This window comes from Pseudomonas sp. GW460-LB5 (assembly GCF_059423245.1).
The window spans coordinates 1-17,734 of sequence record NZ_JBWKXT010000011.1; the positions used below are offsets into that span (position 1 = coordinate 1).

The window sequence follows — 17,734 nt, forward strand, 5'->3', positions numbered from 1 at the left end:
GGGCTGCGACAGCAGCCCCGACAATTTGTACTGGGGCGCAGATCCTGGGGCTGCGGCGCAGCCCATCGCGACACAAGGCCGCTCCTACAGGGGGCTGCGCACGACTCAAGATAGAGGGTAAAGCGCCTCATCGAACTGGGCCAGGCGTGGGAACACCAATGGCTGGTCGTCCGAGAGCTGCTCCAGGCGCTGCCGGTATTGCTGCAAAAAGTCCTGGCGCGCCTCATCGCTGATATACGGCACATGCCAGGCCACGAATGGCGGCAGCACTTCAAGCCCCACATAAGCCAGCGTGCCCCGCAGTATCGGCCGCAGCATGTCTTCCAGCGGCCCATGAATCGCCCCTTCGCCAAACATGTGCTCGCGCCCGCCCAGGGTCACGGTCACCAGCGCCTTCTTGCCCGCCAACCCGCCCTGGTCGTAGAAACGCTTGCCGCCATAGCACACCCCCGACACCAGCACCCGGTCGATCCAGCCCTTGAGCATGGCAGGTGCCGAGAACCAGAAGATCGGGAAGTTCAGCACCAGCAAGTCGGCCCACAACAACTTGTCCAGCTCCTGCTGGATATCCTTGGCAATAGCGCCGCGCTTGACCCCCTGGCGCTGCTCCAGGGCATACACCAGATAATCAGGGTTCTCACGCTGGGTGAAATCATCGGCGCTGGCCACCGGGTTCCAGCCCATGGCGTACAGGTCGCTGACCTGCACCTGGTGGCCCTGGGCGCGGAAGGTTTCCACGGCCTGGTCGCGCAGGGCAGCGGTGAACGATTGCGGCTCGGGGTGAGCGTGGACGATCAGTACATTCACAAACATTCTCCTTACACAAAACAGGTTGTCTTGCAGCGGTGGCTCAGCACTGTACGGCTTTCACCTCGACGAACTCCGCCAGGCCCTCTTCGCCCCACTCGCGGCCGTTGCCTGACTGCTTGTAGCCACCGAACGGCGCCTGGTAGTTGAACCCGCCCCCGTTGATGAAGCACTGCCCGGCCCGTATCTGCCGCGCCAAAGCCAGGCCATGCTCGCGGCTGCCCGCCCACACTGCGCTGGACAGGCCAAACGGCGAGTCATTGGCCAGCGCCAGCGCCTGGGCCTCGTCGGCGTAGGGGATCAGGCACAGCACCGGGCCGAAGATTTCTTCCTGGGCAATGCGCATGCGGTTGTCGACATCGGCGAACAACGTGGGCGCCACGTAGAACCCGCGCTCGAAGCCGCCGCTATCACCACCGCACAACAAGCGCGCGCCCTCCTCCTGGCCCTGGCGAATGTAGTCCAGCACCGTGCGCCGCTGGCCTGCCGAACACATCGGCCCGAGGAAGCTGGCCGGGTCACGCGGGTCGCCCATGACCAGTGCGCGGGTTTCGGCCTCGGCGATTTCCAGCGCCTCGGCGTAGCGGCTGGCCGGCAGCAGCATGCGGGTCAGTGCCGTGCAGGTCTGCCCCGAGTTGATCATCACGTCCTGCACGCCATGGCGCACCGCAGCGTGCAGGTCGGCATCGGCGGTAATCAGAAACGGTGATTTGCCACCCAGCTCCAGGCACACCCGCTTCACCGTCGGCGCGGCCGCCTGTGCCACCCGGACACCGGCACCGGTTGAACCGGTGAACGACACCATGTCCACCTGCGGGTGCCGGGCCAGGGCCTCACCCACCTTTGCCCCCGGGCCGCTGACCAGGTTGAACACCCCGGCCGGCAGGCCGATGGCGTCGATCATTTCGGCCAGTAAAAACGCGTGCAACGGCGTTTCCTGGCTGGGCTTGACCACCACCGTGCAGCCGGCGGCCAAGGCCGGCGCCAGCTTGCCGATCATCTGGTGCAGCGGGTAATTCCATGGGTTGATGAAAGCGCACACGCCAACGGCCTCACGGTACACCATCGAATTGCCGACTTCGCGCACCTCATCCATCAACCCGGTCAGTTCGGCGTACTGCGCAAGCCCCACAATCGGGCCTTCGACCTGCACCGCCTGGCACCACTGCACCGGCATGCCCAGTTCGTCGGTAATGGCCCCGGCCATTTCCGCCGCGTGGCATTTCAGCTGCACCACCAACGCCTGGATGTACCCTGCACGCACACTGGACGGCGTGCGCGACCAGCCAGCGAAAGCCCGCCGCGCCGCCATCACTGCCCGCTCGACATCCGCCTCGCCACCCAGTGGTACCCGGCCAATGGCCTGCTCGGTGGCCGGGTCGATCACCTCAGCCATACCCTGCCCACTCGGCACCTGCCAGGCGCCATCGATGTACAGCCGCGCATACTCACGCATGGCCGTACTCCCGTTTCAGCTCGTCGGCACAGCGGGCGATGCGCTGGCAGGCATCGACCAGCGCCGCATCGCCCAGCACCAGGCCCAGGCGGATATGCCCGGCAGCACTGGGGCCGAACGCTTCGCCGGCGAGTACCGACACGCCCTGGCGGTCCAGCAGGCGGTCGGCAAAGGCCTGGGCACTTACGCCGGTCTCACGGATATCAACCATCACGAACATGCCACCATCGGGCTTCAGTGCCTTCAGGCCCGGGCAGCCGGCCAGCTGTTCGCACACCAGGTCACGGCGCTGGCGGTAGGCCTCGCGCATGGCGGCCAGCTCGGGCAACGGCTGCTCCAGCGCCACCACAGCGGCGTCCTGAATGAAATCGGGCGAGCCATACAACATGCACAGGGCGAGGTTTTCCAGGTGGGCGGCCAGCTCGGCCGAACCCACTACCCAGCCTACCCGCCAGCCGGTCATGGCATGGGACTTCGACAGGCTGTTGAGGGTGGCGGTGCGTTCGGCCATGCCCGGCAGGCTGGCAGGGCTGACATGCTCGCCCTCGTACAGCAATTCGCTGTACACCTCGTCAGAGATCAGCCACAGGTCGTGGGCGATGCACAGTTCGGCCAGTGCTTCCCAGGTAGTACGGGGCAGGCTTGCCCCCGACGGGTTGTGCGGGCTGTTCAAGGCCAGCGCGCGGGTTTGCGGGGTGATGCGCTCGGCCACGTCTTGCGGGCATACCCGAAAGCCGTTTTCCGGCTTGACCGGCACCGGCACCACCTTGGCACCACAGGCACCGAACACCGCCTCATAGGTCACATACATCGGTTCGGCGACAAGCACCTCGTCGCCTGGGTCCAGTACGCACTGGGCCACGCAGTACAGCGCGCACTGGGCCCCTGCCAGCACCGTCACCTGGTCGGCGTCGACGGCCTGGCCGCTACGCTGCTGGTGGCGCCTGGCAATAGCCTGGCGCAGGGCCAGCTTGCCGCGTACATCGGCGTAATGGGTGTGACCCGCCCGCAGGCTGTCGATGGCCGCCTCGACAATCGGCGCAGGTGTGTCGAAGTCTGGGTCACCCACCGACAACAGCAGGATGTCCTTGCCCTCGGCCTGCAGCGCCAGGGCGCGGTAGTGGATGTCCCAGGCCGCAGCCCCGTCGCCGGCGATGCGTTGGGTGAGCTTGGCGTAGCGCATGGTAATCTCCCTTCTTTGGCGGTTTCAGTCGACGAGGATCTTCGGGTTGGAACTGCCCCACACGGTGTACAGGTCGGCCAGCAGCGCGCCGTTGATTTCTTCCATCTCGGCCTGGGTGATTTCGCCCCCGGCCTGCTTGCCGAACAGCACCACTTCGTTGCCGCCCTTCACGTCCGGGAAGTCGGTGACATCGACCATCAGCGTGTTCATCGACACCTTGCCCACCACCGGTATGCGGTGGCCGTTGATCAGCACATGGCCCTTGTTGGTGAACACCCGGCGATAGCCATCGGAATAACCGACGGTGATGTTGGCCAGGCGCGAATCACGGGCCAGGGTGAAGGTGCGGTCGTAGCCGACGGTGTTGCCGGCCGGGTAACTGTGCACCGCCGCCACGTGCGACTTGAACTGCATGGCGCGTTGGTACTCGGTGCGCGCCGGCACGGTGTCACCGAACAGCGCGCCGCCGGTGCGTACCATGTCCAGGCGCGCCTCCGGCACCTCCAGGGTAGCGAACGAGTTGGCGGCGTGCAGGGTGAGCTTGCTGCGGTCGAGCTTCGCGTGCTTGATCAACCAATCGGTCTGCTCGTTGAAGGCCGCCAGGCCCTTGCGGACATCGTCCTTGTCTTCGACGGCGAAGTGGGTCATCAGCGCAACCAGCTCGAGGTGCTTCTGATCGGTGATCTGCAGCGCTTCGCCACGGCCGGACCAGGTCGCCATCTCCACACCGTTGCGGCTCATGCCACTGGAGTTGAGCGCCATATGTATGCGCAGGGTCTTGCCGTGGCGTGCGGCGATGGCATCGACCTGGCGGGCAAATTCGGCGCTGCCGACCAGCTCTTCCATGTCGTACTGCAAGGCATCTTCCAGCTCGCTGAGGCTGGCCAGGCGTACCCGCACCAGTTGCCCGGTGAAGCCACTGGCGCGGACCACGCGGGCCTCCTCGTTGCTGGCCACCGCCACGCAGGGCACGCCCTGGGCAATGATAGACGGCATCACCAGGCCGATACCGTGGCCATAGGCGTCGGCCTTGAGCACGGCGCACAGCCTGGACTTGCCAGCCAGCTCGGCCTGCAGGGTGCGGATGTTGTGTTGCAGGGCGCTGGCGCTGACTTCGACCCAGGCGTTGCTGTTCTGCACGGTCAGGGCGTTGGTGCCATTGTCCATCGACAGCGGAGGTGCGGCATACAGGGGGGCTTGACCGGTGATCAGCAGGGCCAGGGATGCGGCCAGCAGGGTGCGGCGAAATGGCATGTCGGTTTCTCTTGTTCTTGTCGTTGTGCGCGTCTTAACAGACGCAGGTGTGTTTGAGTTCGATGAAAGTAACGCCGGGGGTGGCGAAACCACTGGCCAGGTCGGCCTGCAGCGCGTCCAGGTCACGCGGCTGGCGCACCGCGCAACCAAAGGCACGGGCCAGGCCGATGAAGTCCGGGTTACGTGGCAGCACGCCGACCGGCTCGATGTTCAGGCCGAGCATGTCATCGCGGATCTGGCCGAGGGCGTCGTTGTTCCACAGCAGCACCACCAAAGGCCGGTCCAGCTCCTCCACGGCAGTGGCGAGCTCCTGGGCGGTATAAAGAAAACCACCGTCGCCCACCAGCACCAGGCCCGGGCGGTGGCCGGTGGCAAGCATGCCGCCGATGCCGGCCGGCAGGCCGTAGCCAAGGGTGCCGTAGCCAGTGGGGTGCAGCCAGCTGCGCGGCGCCCGGCTGGCGAAAGCGTAGTTGCCGGTGTAGGCCAGTTGGGTCATGTCGCTGCTGATGAACGCCTCATCGGGCAGCACGGCGGCGATGCGGTCCAGAATGGCCTGATGCGTGGCCTGCAACGGTGCATGCCCGGTGCGGATGGCCTGGCGCAACTGGCTGACCGCTTCGCTGGCCTGAGCCGGGTCCCGGTCGAGTGCTGGCAGGTGTTCGAGCAAGCCGGCCAGGGTTTGCCGGGCATCTCCCTGCAAGGCAATGGCACAGGGGTAGAAGTCGTTGAACTTGCGTGGGTCGATGTCCACCCGCAGCAGCTCGCCAGTGATTGGCAGGCGCTCGCGCCAGAAGTCGGTGTCGGCCATTTCGGTGCCCACTGCCAGCACCACATCGGCTTGGCTGATCAACTGCCAACCAGGCTCCACGCACAGGCTGGAACCCGCATTCAATGGCGCCTGCGGCGGCAGCAGGCCCTTGCCGGCCACGCTGGTGAATACTGGTGCGGCCAGCCGGGTGCTCAACTGCGCCAGCTGTTCAGCCGCGTGCAGCGCACCGCCACCGGCGATGATCATTGGCCGCTTGGCCGCTGCCAGCTTCAGGGCAGCCTGGTCCAGGGTTTCGCGGCACGGCTGGCCACGCCAGGGGCGGCGTACCACCTCATCGCTCCAGTCACGGCTGACAGGCGCAGCCAGCACGTCCAGCGGCACCGAAATGTGCACCGGGCGCGGCCGTTCACTGTCGAAGACGGCCCAGGCACGGGCAATCAGCTCGGGCAGGTCATCGCCACGCAACGCCACCGCCGAAAATGCGGTGATCGGCGCGGTCATGGCGCGTTGGTCCTGGGTTTCGTGCAGGCAGCCCCAGCCCTTGCCCAGGCTGGCGGTATGGTTGACGCTGGAAATCACCAGCATCGGAATGGAATCGGCATAGGCCTGGCCGATGGCGGTGGCGGCGTTGGTCACCCCCGGGCCGGTGATGACAAAGCACACGCCCGGCTTGCCGCTCACCCGCGCATAGCCGTCTGCCATGAAACCGGCGCCCTGCTCGTGGCGGGTAAGCACATGGCGGATACCGCTGCCCGGCAGGCCGCGGTACAACTCCAGGGTGTGCACACCCGGGATACCGAACACGGTCTGCACGCCATAGTTGGCCAAAAGGCGCACCAGCGCCTGGCCGGCAGTCAGGGTAAGGTCATTCATGTCGTTCTCCTTGCGCCTGGCCGAGGCGGATCAGCGCGTCGACCGCGAGGGTGCCGTGGGCACCGACCATCAGTGGGTTCACATCCAGTTCCAGCAGTTGCCCGGCGTTTTCGCAGGCATAGTCGGCTACCGCGCGGATGGCTGCGACCAAGGCGTCCAGGTCGGCGGCCGGCCTGCCACGGAAACCTTGCAGCAGGCTGGCGCTGCGCAGGCTCAGCAACGCGGCGCGGATGGCGCTGTCGGTAGTGGGCAGCAACAGGCTGACACTGTCCTTGAGCAGTTCGACCAGCACGCCACCGGCGCCGATTACCAACGCCAGGGCAAAGTCGTGTTCACGTTTGATGCCCACTATCAGCTCGGCCAGTAGCGGCGCGGCCATGGGTTCGAGCAGTATCTGGTCGAACGCTACCTGTGGGGCATAGTCAGCGATACGCTGGCGCATCTGTACCAGTGCAGCCTCCAGGGCAGCGGCATCGCGCAGGTTAAGTGCCACCGCACCGGCTTCGGTCTTGTGCGGCAGTTGTGCGCTGACCGCCTTCAGTACCAGCGGGTAACCTACGCGGGCGGCATCCACCACAGCGCGCTCGGGCGTACTCAGCACACCTGCCGGCACCGGCAAACCGAAGGCGCGCAGGGCTTGCTTGGCTTGCCATTCGTCCAGCAAACGGCCTTCGCCCGTGACGGCTTGTGGGCACAGCGGTACCCGCCCAGCCTCGCCTTGCCCCAGCAACCGTTGACGGTTGCGTTGGTAAGCGACGATGCGGCCCCAGGCCGCCAGGCCGTCTTCCACACCCTGCAGGGCGGCGATGCCTCGGGCATGCAGGCGCTCACGCGCACTGGCAGGCAGCAGCTCCGGAAAGGCGGAGGTGACAAAACCGATCTTGCCGTGACGCTCCAGCGCGTCGCAGTAAAGCGCCAGCAGCAAGTCGCACTCCTTGCGCTCGCCAGTGAAGGCCGCCGGGTAGTCCAGCACCAGCATGGCGGCATCGGCCGCCCCGCTCAGGGTGCTGTCGAGCATACGTTGCAGGGCAGCTTCATCGCCCCAGATGGCAGTGGTGAAATCCAGTGGGTTGACCAGGTTGGCATAGGCCGGCAGCACTTCGGCCAGTGCTGTCACTTGGCCTTGTTCAAGCTTTGGCAGGTGCAGATGGTTGCGTTCGGCATAATCGGCAATCAGGCCCGCATCGCCGCCTGAACAGGCCAGCGCGATCAGTTCGCCCTCTGCCGGCAAGCGCCCGCAAGCGGCGGCCTTGAGCGTTTCGACAAAGCTCACCGGGCCGCTGACGCGGATCACGCCCAGGCGCTGGAACAGGCTGTCGTACAGAGCATCGGAGCCGGACAACGAGCTGGTGTGGCTGAGCGCCAGTTCAGCGCCGATCTGCGACACACCCGTCTTCAGGGCAATGATCGGCGTGCCCTGCTGCAATGCCTTGTAAGCGGCGCGTGCAAAACCCGGCACGTTCTTCACGCCTTCCAGGTGCAGCCCGATGGCCGTTACCCGTGGGTCGACGAGCAAGACGTCCATCAACTCGGCCACCCCCAGTTGCGCCTGGTTGCCGACCGAGGCCATGTAGGCCACCGGCAGCGAGCGGTCGCTCATGGACAGGTTGTAGGCGAAGTTGCCGCTCTGGGTGAGGATCGCCACGCCCTTCTCCACCGGCTTGCCGCCGTGGGCCACCGGCCACAGGGCGGCACCGTGCAGGTAATCGAGCAGGCCATAGCAGTTGGGGCCGAGCAGGGCCATGTTGCCGGCCGCAGCGAGCAGGCGCTGCTGCAACTGGCGGCCCTCTTCGCCGCTTTCGGCAAAGCCGGAGGCATAGCAGATGGCACCACCGGCGCCACGCGCGGCCAGCTCGGCAACGCACTGCAAGGTCAGTTCACGGTTGGTGGCGATGAACACTGCGTCCGGGGCATAGGGCAAGTCGCCCACGTGTGCCACGCAGGGGATGCCTTCGAGGCTTTCATGCTGAGGGTTGATCAGCCACAGCTCGCCGCCAAAGCCACCTTCGGCGCAGCGCTTGAGCGCCCGCGCCATGCTGCGCCCGCCAACGAAGGCCAGGTGCCGGGGCGCCAGCAGGCGCTTGAGGTTGTCACGAATCGATTGCGACATGGGTGTTCTCCTGGCGCTCAGCGCAACAGCGGGCGCAGCAGTTCGCGGGCGATGATGTGCCGCTGGATTTCCGAGGTGCCCTCCCAGATACGCTCGATACGCGCGTTGCGCCAGATGCGCTCGACCGGCCCTTCGTCCATCAGGCCCATGCCGCCGAAGATCTGCACGGCTTCGTCGGCCACCTTGCCCAGTACTTCGCTGGCAAACAGCTTGGCCATGCCGGCTTCACCGTCGGTCATGCTGCCCTGGTCCATCTTCCAGGCAGTGTGCAGGGTGAGCATTTCGGCCGCGCGAATCTGCGTGGCCATGTCGGCCAGCTTGAACGACACGCCCTGGTAGCTACCGATGGCCTGGCCGAACTGCTTGCGGTCGGCGGCCCACTGCAGCGACAGGTCCAGGGCACGCTGGGCCTGGCCCACGCAGTTGGCGGCGACCATGACCCGGCCCGCGGTCAGCCAGGCGTTGGCCACTTCCCAGCCCTTGCCGACTTCGCCCAGTACCTTGCTGGCCGGCACCCGGCAGTCGTCGAAGAACAGCTCGTAGGTGTGGTAGCCCCGGTTGCTCACGCACTTAGGCCCGCGGCGGATGGTCATGCCCGGTGTGCCGCGGTCGACCAGCAGCGCCGTGACCGCATTGCGCTTGCGCCCGTTGTGCTCGTAGGTGTCGGTGACCGCGAAGACAATGGCAAAATCGGCGTGGCCGGCGTGGCTGATGAAGTGTTTGCTGCCGTTGATGACAAAGTCATCGCCCTGGCGCACGGCGCGGGTCTTGATGGCATTGGCATCGGAGCCGGCGCCCGGTTCGGTGAGGGCGAAGCAATCGGTTTTTTCACCCTGCACGCAAGGCAGCAGGTAGTCGTTGATCTGCTCGTCCTTGCAGGCCATGAGGATTTTCGACGGGCGTGCGACAAACACGTGCAGCGCCCAGGACACCTTGGACAGCTCACGTTCGATCAGCGCCTGGGACAAGTAGTCCAGGCCACCGCCGCCGACTTCCTCGGGCATGTTGAAGGCATAGAACCCGGCGGCGATGGCCTTGCCACGGATGTGTGCGGCCAGCTCTGGCGACACGGCATCGGCGCGGTCCACCGCTTCCTCATGGGGCGCCAACTCCTTGGCAACAAAGCTGCGTACCGCTTCCACCAACATTTCTTGTTCTTGGGTCAGTTGGAAATTCATCTGCAAAGGTCCTGATCAGGGTCGGTATCGGGTTACTGGCCGATAAAACGGGGGGCGCGGCGTTCTACCGAGGCTTGCAGCGCCTCGGCGCCATCCTGGCTGCGGCCACACAGCAGGCCCGCCTGGCGCTCGGCTTCCAGCTGCTCGGCCAGGGTGCGCCGGGCGCCATCGCGGATCAGCTGCTTGGTCTGCGCGTAGGCGAAGGTCGGGCCATTGGCCAGGCGCCCGGCCAGCTCGGCAGCCACGGCGGGCAGTTGCTCGTCGGCGCAGACTTCGCTGACCAGCCCGGCCGCCAGGGCGCGCTCGGCGCCCCACAGTTCATCGAGAAACAACAAGCGCTTGGCCTGCTCGCTGCCGATCAACCGTGGCAGGTGCCAGCTGGCCCCGGCATCGGGGCTGTAGCCCATGCTGGTGTAGCCGGCCTTGAAGCGCGCAGAAGCGGCGGCGACACGCAGGTCGCAGCACAGGCTGAGGTCCATGCCACCGCCCACGGCAGTGCCGTTGATGGCGGCGATGGTGGGTTTGTCGAGGCTGTGCAGGCGCAACATCAGGGCGTGGGCGGTTTCGGTCCAGCCGTAGCTTTCCAGGGTGCCTGCGGCTTCGGCGGCAGCCCATTCGGCCAGGTCGGCACCGGCGCAGAAGGTGCGGCCGCTGCCAGTGAGCACCACCACGCGCACGGCCGGGTCGGCGTTATGGCTGTCGAGCAAGGCGTGCAGTTGCTTGAGGGTGGGGATGTCCAGCGCGTTGCGCTGCTCTGGGCGGTTGAGGGTGATCCAGGCAACGCCGGCTTCGACCTTGCTCAACAGTGACGATGACGGAATGGTCATGGGGGGCCTCGGTGTTGTTGTGATGGTTTTGGGAGGGCTTGATGAGGGAGATACTAAACGAGTGTTCAACAAGGCGGCAATTGGCGGAAAAATGGCCTGTAACATGACTCGAAAGCAACCTAACCTATTGTTTCAATAGTGATTTTTTTAAACTTGTGAGGGTTAAATCCGAGGTGGTTGTTACAACTTTGTACAACTGTGGGATTGCCGGGGGCGCTTTGCGCCCCTTTCGCGACACAAGGCCGCTCCCACAGGGTCTTTCACAGCGTTCAAGTCTGCGTAGTACCTGTGGGAGCGGCCTTGTGTCGCGATGGGCCGCAAAGCGGCCCCGGCAATCGTGAATCAAACGCCAGGCGCGCTGGGCTCGAAGGCGCCCTGCCGGCGGCGGTTGACGATGAAGTACGCCGCGTAGCACAGGGCAATGAAGCCAAAGCCCCAGTACAGCGACGGTCGCTGGGTTTCATCCAGCGCCAGGAACACGAACAGCGAGCTGCACAGGGTGATGCACAGCAGCGGCACCAGCGGGTACAGCGGCGCCTTGTACTTGAGGTCCTGCAGTTGCCCACCTTCACGCAGGTAGGCCTTGCGGAAGCGGTACTGCGCGAGGGCGATCACGATCCAGGTCACGGTGCCAGACATGCCGCTCACCGCCATCAGCACCATGAACAGGGTGTCGGCGGCAATGAAACTGGTCATCAGCGACACCAGGGCAAAGCACAGGGTGATGCTCAGCGCCCGCAGCGGTACGCCGCGCTTGCTCAGCGGTGCCAGGCTTTTCGGCGCCATGCCGCTCTTGGACATCGCCCAGAGAATGCGCGTAGAGGCATACAGCCCAGAGTTGCCCACCGACAGGATGGCGGTAAGGATGACGAAGTTCATCACGTCGGCAGCAAAGGGGATGCCGACCATGTCGAATACCTGCACGAACGGGCTTTCCATCAGGCCGGCCTGCTCGAACGGCACAATGGCCGACAGCACGGCAATCGCCAGCACGTAGAAAATCAGCACGCGGAACACCACGTTGCGCACCGCCCGCGGGATGCTTTTTTCCGGGTGCTCGGTCTCGCCGGCCGCCACGCCCATGATTTCGCAGCCCTGGAAGGCATAGACCACGGTCATCATCACCGCGAACACCGCCGACAGGCCGTGGGGGAACAGCGACTCGCCCACCAGGTTGTCCAGCATTGGCGCCGGTGCCCCGCTGCTCAGCGGGATGGCGCCGAATATCACCAGCAGGCCGATGATGATGAAGCCAAGGATGGTCGCCACCTTGATGCCCGAGAACCAGTACTCGGCCTCGCCAAACGCGCGAGTGGCCAAGGCGTTGAGGCCGAACAGCACCACCACGAACAATGCCGACCAGTACCAGATCGGCACTTCGGGGAACCAACGGGTCATCAGCATGCCGGCGGCGGTGAACTCCAGGCCCACAGTGGTGGCCCAGCTCATCCAGTACACCCAGCCAATCATGAAGCCGGTGGCCGGGCCGATGAACTTGGTGGCGTGGGCCTGAAAAGAACCGGACACCGGCATCTGCACCGACAGTTCGCCCAGGCACACCATCACCAGATACATCAGCAAGCCCGCCACCAGATACGCCAGGATCGCGCCCACCGGCCCGCCCTGGTTGATGGTCACGCCCGAGCCCATGAACAGGCCGGTGCCGATTACCCCGCCCAGCGACAGCATGAAAATGTGCCGGCTTTTCAGGGCGCGGGTGAGCTGGATTTTTTCGTGGTTGTCAGTCATGGCGCACCTCGCCATTGCGGCAGGTACGGGGGGCGGTACAAAGGAGGGGCTGAGCGCTACGGCATGTCATTATTCTTGTCTCCAATAAGCCTCATGGACCGCGTGCAACACGGTTGCCATGGATTATTGGAAACGGATGTAAGGTGCCGTTGTACGAACGGATCGAAGATGTAAAAAGTCGTAAGTTTTTTGTACGTCAGCTCTGGATCAACCGTTCCAGCGTGTCGCGGGCCTGGCCGAGCTGGTTTGCCAATGGCTCGGCGAGGGCGTTCAGCGCCTGCCCGTCATGCTGGCGGGCTGCATCCTCCAGGCGTCGCAACAGCGCAGCCAGGCCAGAAAAACCCAGGGAGTCGCAACTGCCGGCGAGGCGATGGGCCAGGTGCAGCACTTCGGTAAAGTCCTGGGCCGTCAGCGCCTCGGCCAACGCCGTGGCGTGCTGCTCCAGGGACTGGCGCAACACGTTCAACAGGCCCTGCAGCTTCTGTGCGCCCAGCAGGGAGCGGTGAGTGGCCAGCAGCGACCAGTCCATGTTCGCGTCATTACCGGCCTCTTCGGTCGGCGTTGCGTCGGCCAGCGCCTGGCGCAGGTTGGCCAGGCGCAGTGGCTTGGCCAATACACCTTGCATGCCGGCCTCCAGGTAAACTGGCACTTGCCCCGGTTGCACGCCCGCCGTCAGTGCCACGATCCGGCTGTGTTGGTTAGGCCCAGGGGTGGCGCGAAGCTGCCGGCACAGCTCCACCCCGCTCATGCCGGGCAGGTGAACGTCGAGCAGGATCAGGTCGAAGCGCTGCTGTGTGCACACTTGCAGGGCCTGCCCGGCATCTTCGGCAAAGCTCACCCGGTGGCCATCACGCACCAGCAAACCGCCGGCCACGTCCCGGTTCAGCGCGACGTCCTCGACCACCAGGATATCCAGGCTGGCGCTGGCCCCCTGGGCGGGGTCAAAGGGCGAAACCGGCTGCCCAAGGGCGATGTCGAGTTCGAACCAGAAGCAACTGCCCTGCCCTTGCACACTGTCCAGGCCAATACAGCCTCCCAGCTTTTCCACCAGGTGTTTGCAGATTGCCAGGCCCAGACCCGTGCCGCCGTAGCGCCGGGCCACAGCCTCGCTGGCCTGGACAAAGCGGTCGAAGATTTTCGCCTGTACGGCCGGCTCGATGCCGATGCCGTTGTCACTGACCGACAGCCGCAGGCGCTGCGCGGTCGCATCACTGGCCAGCACCTGCACCTTGAGCCGCACCTGGCCGTGCTCGGTGAATTTGATGGCATTGGCCAACAGGTTGCTGAGCACCTGACGCAGGTACTGTTCGGCGCCGTGCTGGTAGACGGCCAATTGCTCATCAACCTCCAGGTGCAACGTGTCGCCGTTGTCCACGGCCATGGGTTCGAGCAGCGCCAGCACCTCCTGGCACAATTGGCGCAGCGAAAAGCCGACCCGTTCGGCGCGGCTCTCACCTTCTTCTAGCCGGGCGAAATACAGCACTTCGTTGAGAATCGCCAACAGCCCCTCGCCGGCCTTGTACAAGGCCTCCACGCGCTGGCGATCGGCTGCTTCCAGCCGGCCACCGCGTAGCAGCTCGGCCATGCCCAGAATGCCGTTGAGCGGGGTGCGCAGCTCGTGGCTCATGGTCGCCAGGAAGCGCGACTTGGCCAGGTTGGCGGCCTCAGCGTCATCCTTGGCCCGGGCCAGGCTGGCTGTACGTCGTTCGACCATGGCCTGCAGTTCGTCGCGCTTGTCTTGCAACGCCAGGCGGTCGCGCTCGCGGCGCTCGATGTCGCTGAGGATGGCGCGGCGCATGTCGTCCAGGGCATGGGCCACGGTGTCAATTTCATCCGGCCGCGCCGAGCGGCGGCGCCCCAGCCGCAGCGGCTCCTGCCACTGCCCGGCGCCAATACGCCGGGCGAACTCGGCCATCACTTGCAGGTGGCGGGTAACCAGGCGATAGAACAGGCCCGACAGCGCTACCGCCAGGCCACACAGGAACACGCCCATCCACAGCAGGCTGGCAAGGCCCGTGGCGTACAGCCGACGGTGCACCGCACCCAGGTCGATACTGACCTCCAGCTCGCCCAGGTGCCTGGCCGGCCCCGTGGGGGGCTGATAGTCCAGGGGGAAGCGCTCGATGCGCAGCGGCCCTTTGGGTTCAGCCTCCCCACGTAGCAGCTGAAAATCGTCGCTGACCAGGCGCACCCGGGCCACATCGGAAAAATCCACCAGGCCGCGCAGTTGTGTGTCCAGCTGCGCCTCGTCCAGGTCCCACAGGCTGCGTTCCAGGCTGGCCAAGTAGCCGGCGCGGATCAACGCCATGCGGGCCTCGATGTCGCGCATTTCGCGGCGGTATTCGAAGTACAGCTGCACGCCACTGGCCAGCACGGTGAAGCACAGGCTGAACAGCAGGATGAACCGCAACAGACGGCGCAGCAGGCCATCGGTGTGCAGGCGTATCATCGGGCATCTGCCGGCAGGTTGATCATGTCGCGGTAGGTGACTTCGCTCTGCTCCAGCCAGCGCGCGATTTCGCCAGCCTGGTTCATGCGCCGCAGCTGCGCGTCGATTTCGTCCATGTGCTGGCTGAGAGGTGATTGCCTGGACACGGCAACGCGCAGGTAGTCCACGCTCAGTGCCCGGGGCAATACGCGGATGTCCTGCGCCCCGGGCAGGTGCTCGATAAACAGCTGGCCAGTGCGCCGCTCCTGGATGACGTAGTCGATGCGCCCGCGCATCAGCTTGCCAAAGTTCTGCTGGCTGGAAGACACCCGTTCGATGTTCTGGTGCCGGGCGACGAAGCGGTCGAATTCGGCGCCGTAGCTTTCGCCGTACAACAGGCCGCCACGGTAGCCGGCCAGGTCTTCCAGGCGCTGGAAACTGACCGGCCGCAGGCGGTTGTAGAATACCGCGACTTCTTCGCGTACCACCGGCTCCGTGGAAAAGCGCATGCGCTGGTCCCGCTGATCGCTGTTGTAGGCCAGTACCACGTCCACACGCCCGGCGGCGGCGTCCATCAGGCAACGCTTCCAGTTGCCCAGCACCACGGTCTGCACTGGGTAGCCCATGCGGGCGAACAGTTCGCGCACCACGGTTGGCGCCAGGCCACGCACCTGGTGGCCGTCGCTCCAGGACATCGGCGGGTACACCGGGTAATCGCAGTAGCGCACCGTCTGTGCTGCGCCGGCCGGCACGGCGAGCAACGCCAGCACCATCCCCCAGGCACGGCGGGCGCGGTGGATCATGCGGCCACGCTGGCAGTGAACAGGTAGCCGGTACCGTGAATGGTGATGATCAGTTGCGGCTCGGCCGGGTCATCGTGCAGCTTGCGCCGCAGGCGGCCGACCAGCACATCGATGGAGCGGTCGTTGGGCACCCACTCGCGGTTGCGAATCTGGTCCATCAACTGGTCGCGGCTCAGGGTATGGCCGCTGTTACGCAGGAACACGCTGAGCAACTGGAACTCACCGTGGGTGAGCAGGGTTTGCCCCCCGCGTGGATCGATCAGGCGACGGCGGTCGGTGTCCAGCGCCCAGTCGGCAAACTGCTTCAGCGACTGCGCGCAGGCCGGTGCCGGTTGCGCTTCGCGGGCATGGCGCACGCGGCGGATCAGGTTTTTGGCGCGCGATACCAGCTCACGGGGGTTGAGCGGTTTGATCACGTAGTCATCAGCACCACATTCCAGCCCGACAATGCGGTCGATGTCGTCGTTACGGCCGGTAATGAGGATGATGCCCACCTCCGAGCGCACGCGCAGTTCGCGGGTCAGGGTGAGGCCGTCCTTGCCAGGCAGGCGGATATCCAGCAACACCAGGTCGACGTCCTGGCTGCCGAGCAAGGCTTCGGCCTTTTCCGCCGTATCGGCGCAGTGCACGTCATAGCCTTCCTGGGACAGATAGGCCTGCAGCAAGTCACGAATAAGCGGATCGTCATCGACGATCAATACCCGAGGCGTCATTGCGTGTTGTCTCTTTTTTATTGGTGTTGTTCTACACACTCGCGCCAGCAGCGTACTCGTTACTGAACAGACGATCAACAGCCCTCGGGCAGGCTGAAGCGCCGCCGGCCGCCGGCCTGCAGGCCATCGACCCAGGCTTCGCAGATAATCACGCCTTGCTCGGGGGTGAAGGTGCCGGGGTTAAGCCCTGACTCCAGCCACAGGCCATCGAGCAGGGCACTGAGGCTGATGGCCGCGAGATCGGCATCGAAGCCCTGCCAGCCCTCCTGCGTGGCCAGCTCGGCCAGCAACCGGCTCAGTTCCTTGCGGTACTCGCCATAGGAATGGTCATGCACCTGGTTGATCGCGTCGGCTGTCTTCACCGCGCCCCAGAAGGCCAGCCAGGCGTCGAGCAGTTGCGGGTCGAGCAACTCTGCACAGAACGAGGCGCGGAAAAACGCCGACAACCGCTCGCGGGCATTGGGCGCAGCCTGCGCCATGGCGTCACGCAGCAGCCCCATCACCCGGCCGGTGACGGCCAGGTAGGCTTCGGCCACCAGTTCATCCTTGCCGGCGTAGTGGTGGCTGATCAGCCCCACCGAGACACCGGCCTCGGCCGAGATCTTGCGGATCGAAGCCCCCTGGAAACCATGGCGCTTGAGGCACACCAAGGTCGCTTCGACCAGGTTGGCCTTGCGTAATTCCGGCAGCATACGGTGGTAGCGGGCTTCCTGGCTCATCGGCAGTTCTCGGTTCCAGTGCGGGGCTGAACGACTGTACAACAAGCCGGACTGCGTGATAAACCCTTGGCACTCCCGCCCACAACAACAAAAACGGCTGCCATGAACGACCTGATCACACGCGAGCTGGACCAAGGCCTGCTGACCCTGGCCTTCAACCGCCCCGACAAGCTAAATGCCCTGAACACCGCCATGTACCAGCAACTGGGCGACTTGTTGCTGGCGGCGGGTGAAGACCCTGCTGTGGATGTCATCATCCTCACCGGAGGGCCGCACTGTTTCACGGCTGGCAACGACCTGCGCGACTTTCTCGACAACCCGCCCACTGACCTGGACAGCCCGGTGTTCCGCCTGATGCGGGTGGTCATGGGCCTGGACAAGCCGCTGATCGCGGCAGTCAGTGGCGCAGCAATCGGCATCGGCGCCACCTTGCTGTTGCATTGCGACCAGGTGCTGGTCAGCCGCTCGACCAAGTTGCGCATGCCTTTCGCACCGTTGGGGGTGTGCCCAGAGTTTGGCTCCAGCCTGCTACTGCCCCGCTTGCTTGGCCAGGCCCGCGCCGCCGGCCTGCTGCTGGGTAACGCGTTGCTGGATGGCGAACAGGCAGTGGCCTGGGGGCTGGCCAATGAGCTGCATGAAGATGGCGAACAGTGCCTGGCCGCAGCGCGCAAGCTGGCGCGGCAGCTGCAAAGTTACCCGCAGGCGGCATTGCGCATCAGCAAGCGGCTGATCAAGGACAGCCAGCGGGCGGAGCTGGAGGCCACGGTGGCGCGTGAAAGCCAGTTGTTCATCGAGTGCTTGCGCACCGACGAAGCACGCGCCGTGTTACGGCGGCTGATCAAAGACTGAAACGATGACGCGTCCC

Annotated in this window: 14 protein-coding genes; 1 reads left to right on the forward strand and 13 read right to left on the reverse strand. The window is 65.2% G+C overall.

Annotated features, from left to right (window positions below; genetic code table 11):
* Positions 1-105 precede the first annotated feature (105 nt).
* The 13 genes from AC07XM_RS09105 to AC07XM_RS09165 all read right to left on the reverse strand — a co-directional run bounded on the left by AC07XM_RS09105 (position 106) and on the right by AC07XM_RS09165 (position 16,869).
* A complete protein-coding gene (locus AC07XM_RS09105; protein WP_102689046.1) occupies positions 106-807 on the reverse strand; it encodes an NAD(P)H-dependent oxidoreductase in 702 nt (233 codons plus the stop codon).
* Between the two features lie 43 nt (positions 808-850).
* A complete protein-coding gene (locus AC07XM_RS09110; RefSeq protein WP_102689018.1) occupies positions 851-2,263 on the reverse strand; it encodes an aldehyde dehydrogenase family protein in 1,413 nt (470 codons plus the stop codon).
* On the reverse strand, positions 2,256-3,446 hold the full coding sequence (locus AC07XM_RS09115) for a pyridoxal phosphate-dependent aminotransferase (protein WP_102689019.1): 1,191 nt from the start codon (positions 3,444-3,446) through the stop codon (positions 2,256-2,258). The genes AC07XM_RS09110 and AC07XM_RS09115 overlap by 8 nt, the downstream gene beginning before the upstream one ends.
* A 24-nt stretch (positions 3,447-3,470) precedes the next feature.
* Complete coding sequence (alr, locus tag AC07XM_RS09120) at positions 3,471-4,700, reverse strand: alanine racemase (RefSeq protein WP_060517362.1); 1,230 nt, start codon at positions 4,698-4,700, stop codon at positions 3,471-3,473.
* A gap of 34 nt (positions 4,701-4,734) precedes the next feature.
* Positions 4,735-6,342 (reverse strand): 5-guanidino-2-oxopentanoate decarboxylase, encoded by a 1,608-nt coding sequence (locus AC07XM_RS09125; protein WP_102689020.1) that lies wholly within the window; start codon positions 6,340-6,342, stop codon positions 4,735-4,737.
* Positions 6,335-8,452, reverse strand: coding sequence for an acetate--CoA ligase family protein (locus AC07XM_RS09130; protein WP_102689021.1), 2,118 nt, complete (start codon positions 8,450-8,452; stop codon positions 6,335-6,337). Before AC07XM_RS09130 ends, AC07XM_RS09125 begins: the two co-directional genes overlap by 8 nt.
* A 17-nt stretch (positions 8,453-8,469) precedes the next feature.
* A complete protein-coding gene (locus tag AC07XM_RS09135; RefSeq protein ID WP_016487569.1) occupies positions 8,470-9,630 on the reverse strand; it encodes an acyl-CoA dehydrogenase family protein in 1,161 nt (386 codons plus the stop codon).
* 32 nt (positions 9,631-9,662) lie between these two features.
* Positions 9,663-10,457, reverse strand: a complete 795-nt coding sequence (locus AC07XM_RS09140) for an enoyl-CoA hydratase/isomerase family protein (protein WP_070086532.1) — start codon at positions 10,455-10,457, stop codon at positions 9,663-9,665.
* A gap of 342 nt (positions 10,458-10,799) precedes the next feature.
* Positions 10,800-12,206, reverse strand: a complete 1,407-nt coding sequence (locus tag AC07XM_RS09145) for an amino acid permease (RefSeq protein WP_060517352.1) — start codon at positions 12,204-12,206, stop codon at positions 10,800-10,802.
* A gap of 196 nt (positions 12,207-12,402) precedes the next feature.
* The gene (locus tag AC07XM_RS09150) at positions 12,403-14,655 is read right to left on the reverse strand and encodes an ATP-binding protein (RefSeq protein ID WP_102689022.1); all 2,253 of its coding nucleotides are present in this window, start codon (positions 14,653-14,655) and stop codon (positions 12,403-12,405) included.
* Complete coding sequence (locus AC07XM_RS09155; RefSeq protein WP_016487573.1) at positions 14,652-15,437, reverse strand: substrate-binding periplasmic protein; 786 nt, start codon at positions 15,435-15,437, stop codon at positions 14,652-14,654. Before AC07XM_RS09155 ends, AC07XM_RS09150 begins: the two co-directional genes overlap by 4 nt.
* A complete protein-coding gene (locus tag AC07XM_RS09160; protein WP_102689023.1) occupies positions 15,434-16,150 on the reverse strand; it encodes a response regulator in 717 nt (238 codons plus the stop codon). Before AC07XM_RS09160 ends, AC07XM_RS09155 begins: the two co-directional genes overlap by 4 nt.
* Before the next feature lie 74 nt (positions 16,151-16,224).
* A complete protein-coding gene (locus tag AC07XM_RS09165; protein ID WP_016487575.1) occupies positions 16,225-16,869 on the reverse strand; it encodes a TetR family transcriptional regulator C-terminal domain-containing protein in 645 nt (214 codons plus the stop codon).
* A gap of 102 nt (positions 16,870-16,971) precedes the next feature.
* Between AC07XM_RS09165 and AC07XM_RS09170 the strand changes: the two genes are divergently transcribed.
* The gene (locus AC07XM_RS09170; protein WP_060517348.1) at positions 16,972-17,718 is read left to right on the forward strand and encodes an enoyl-CoA hydratase-related protein; all 747 of its coding nucleotides are present in this window, start codon (positions 16,972-16,974) and stop codon (positions 17,716-17,718) included.
* Positions 17,719-17,734: the final 16 nt, after the last annotated feature.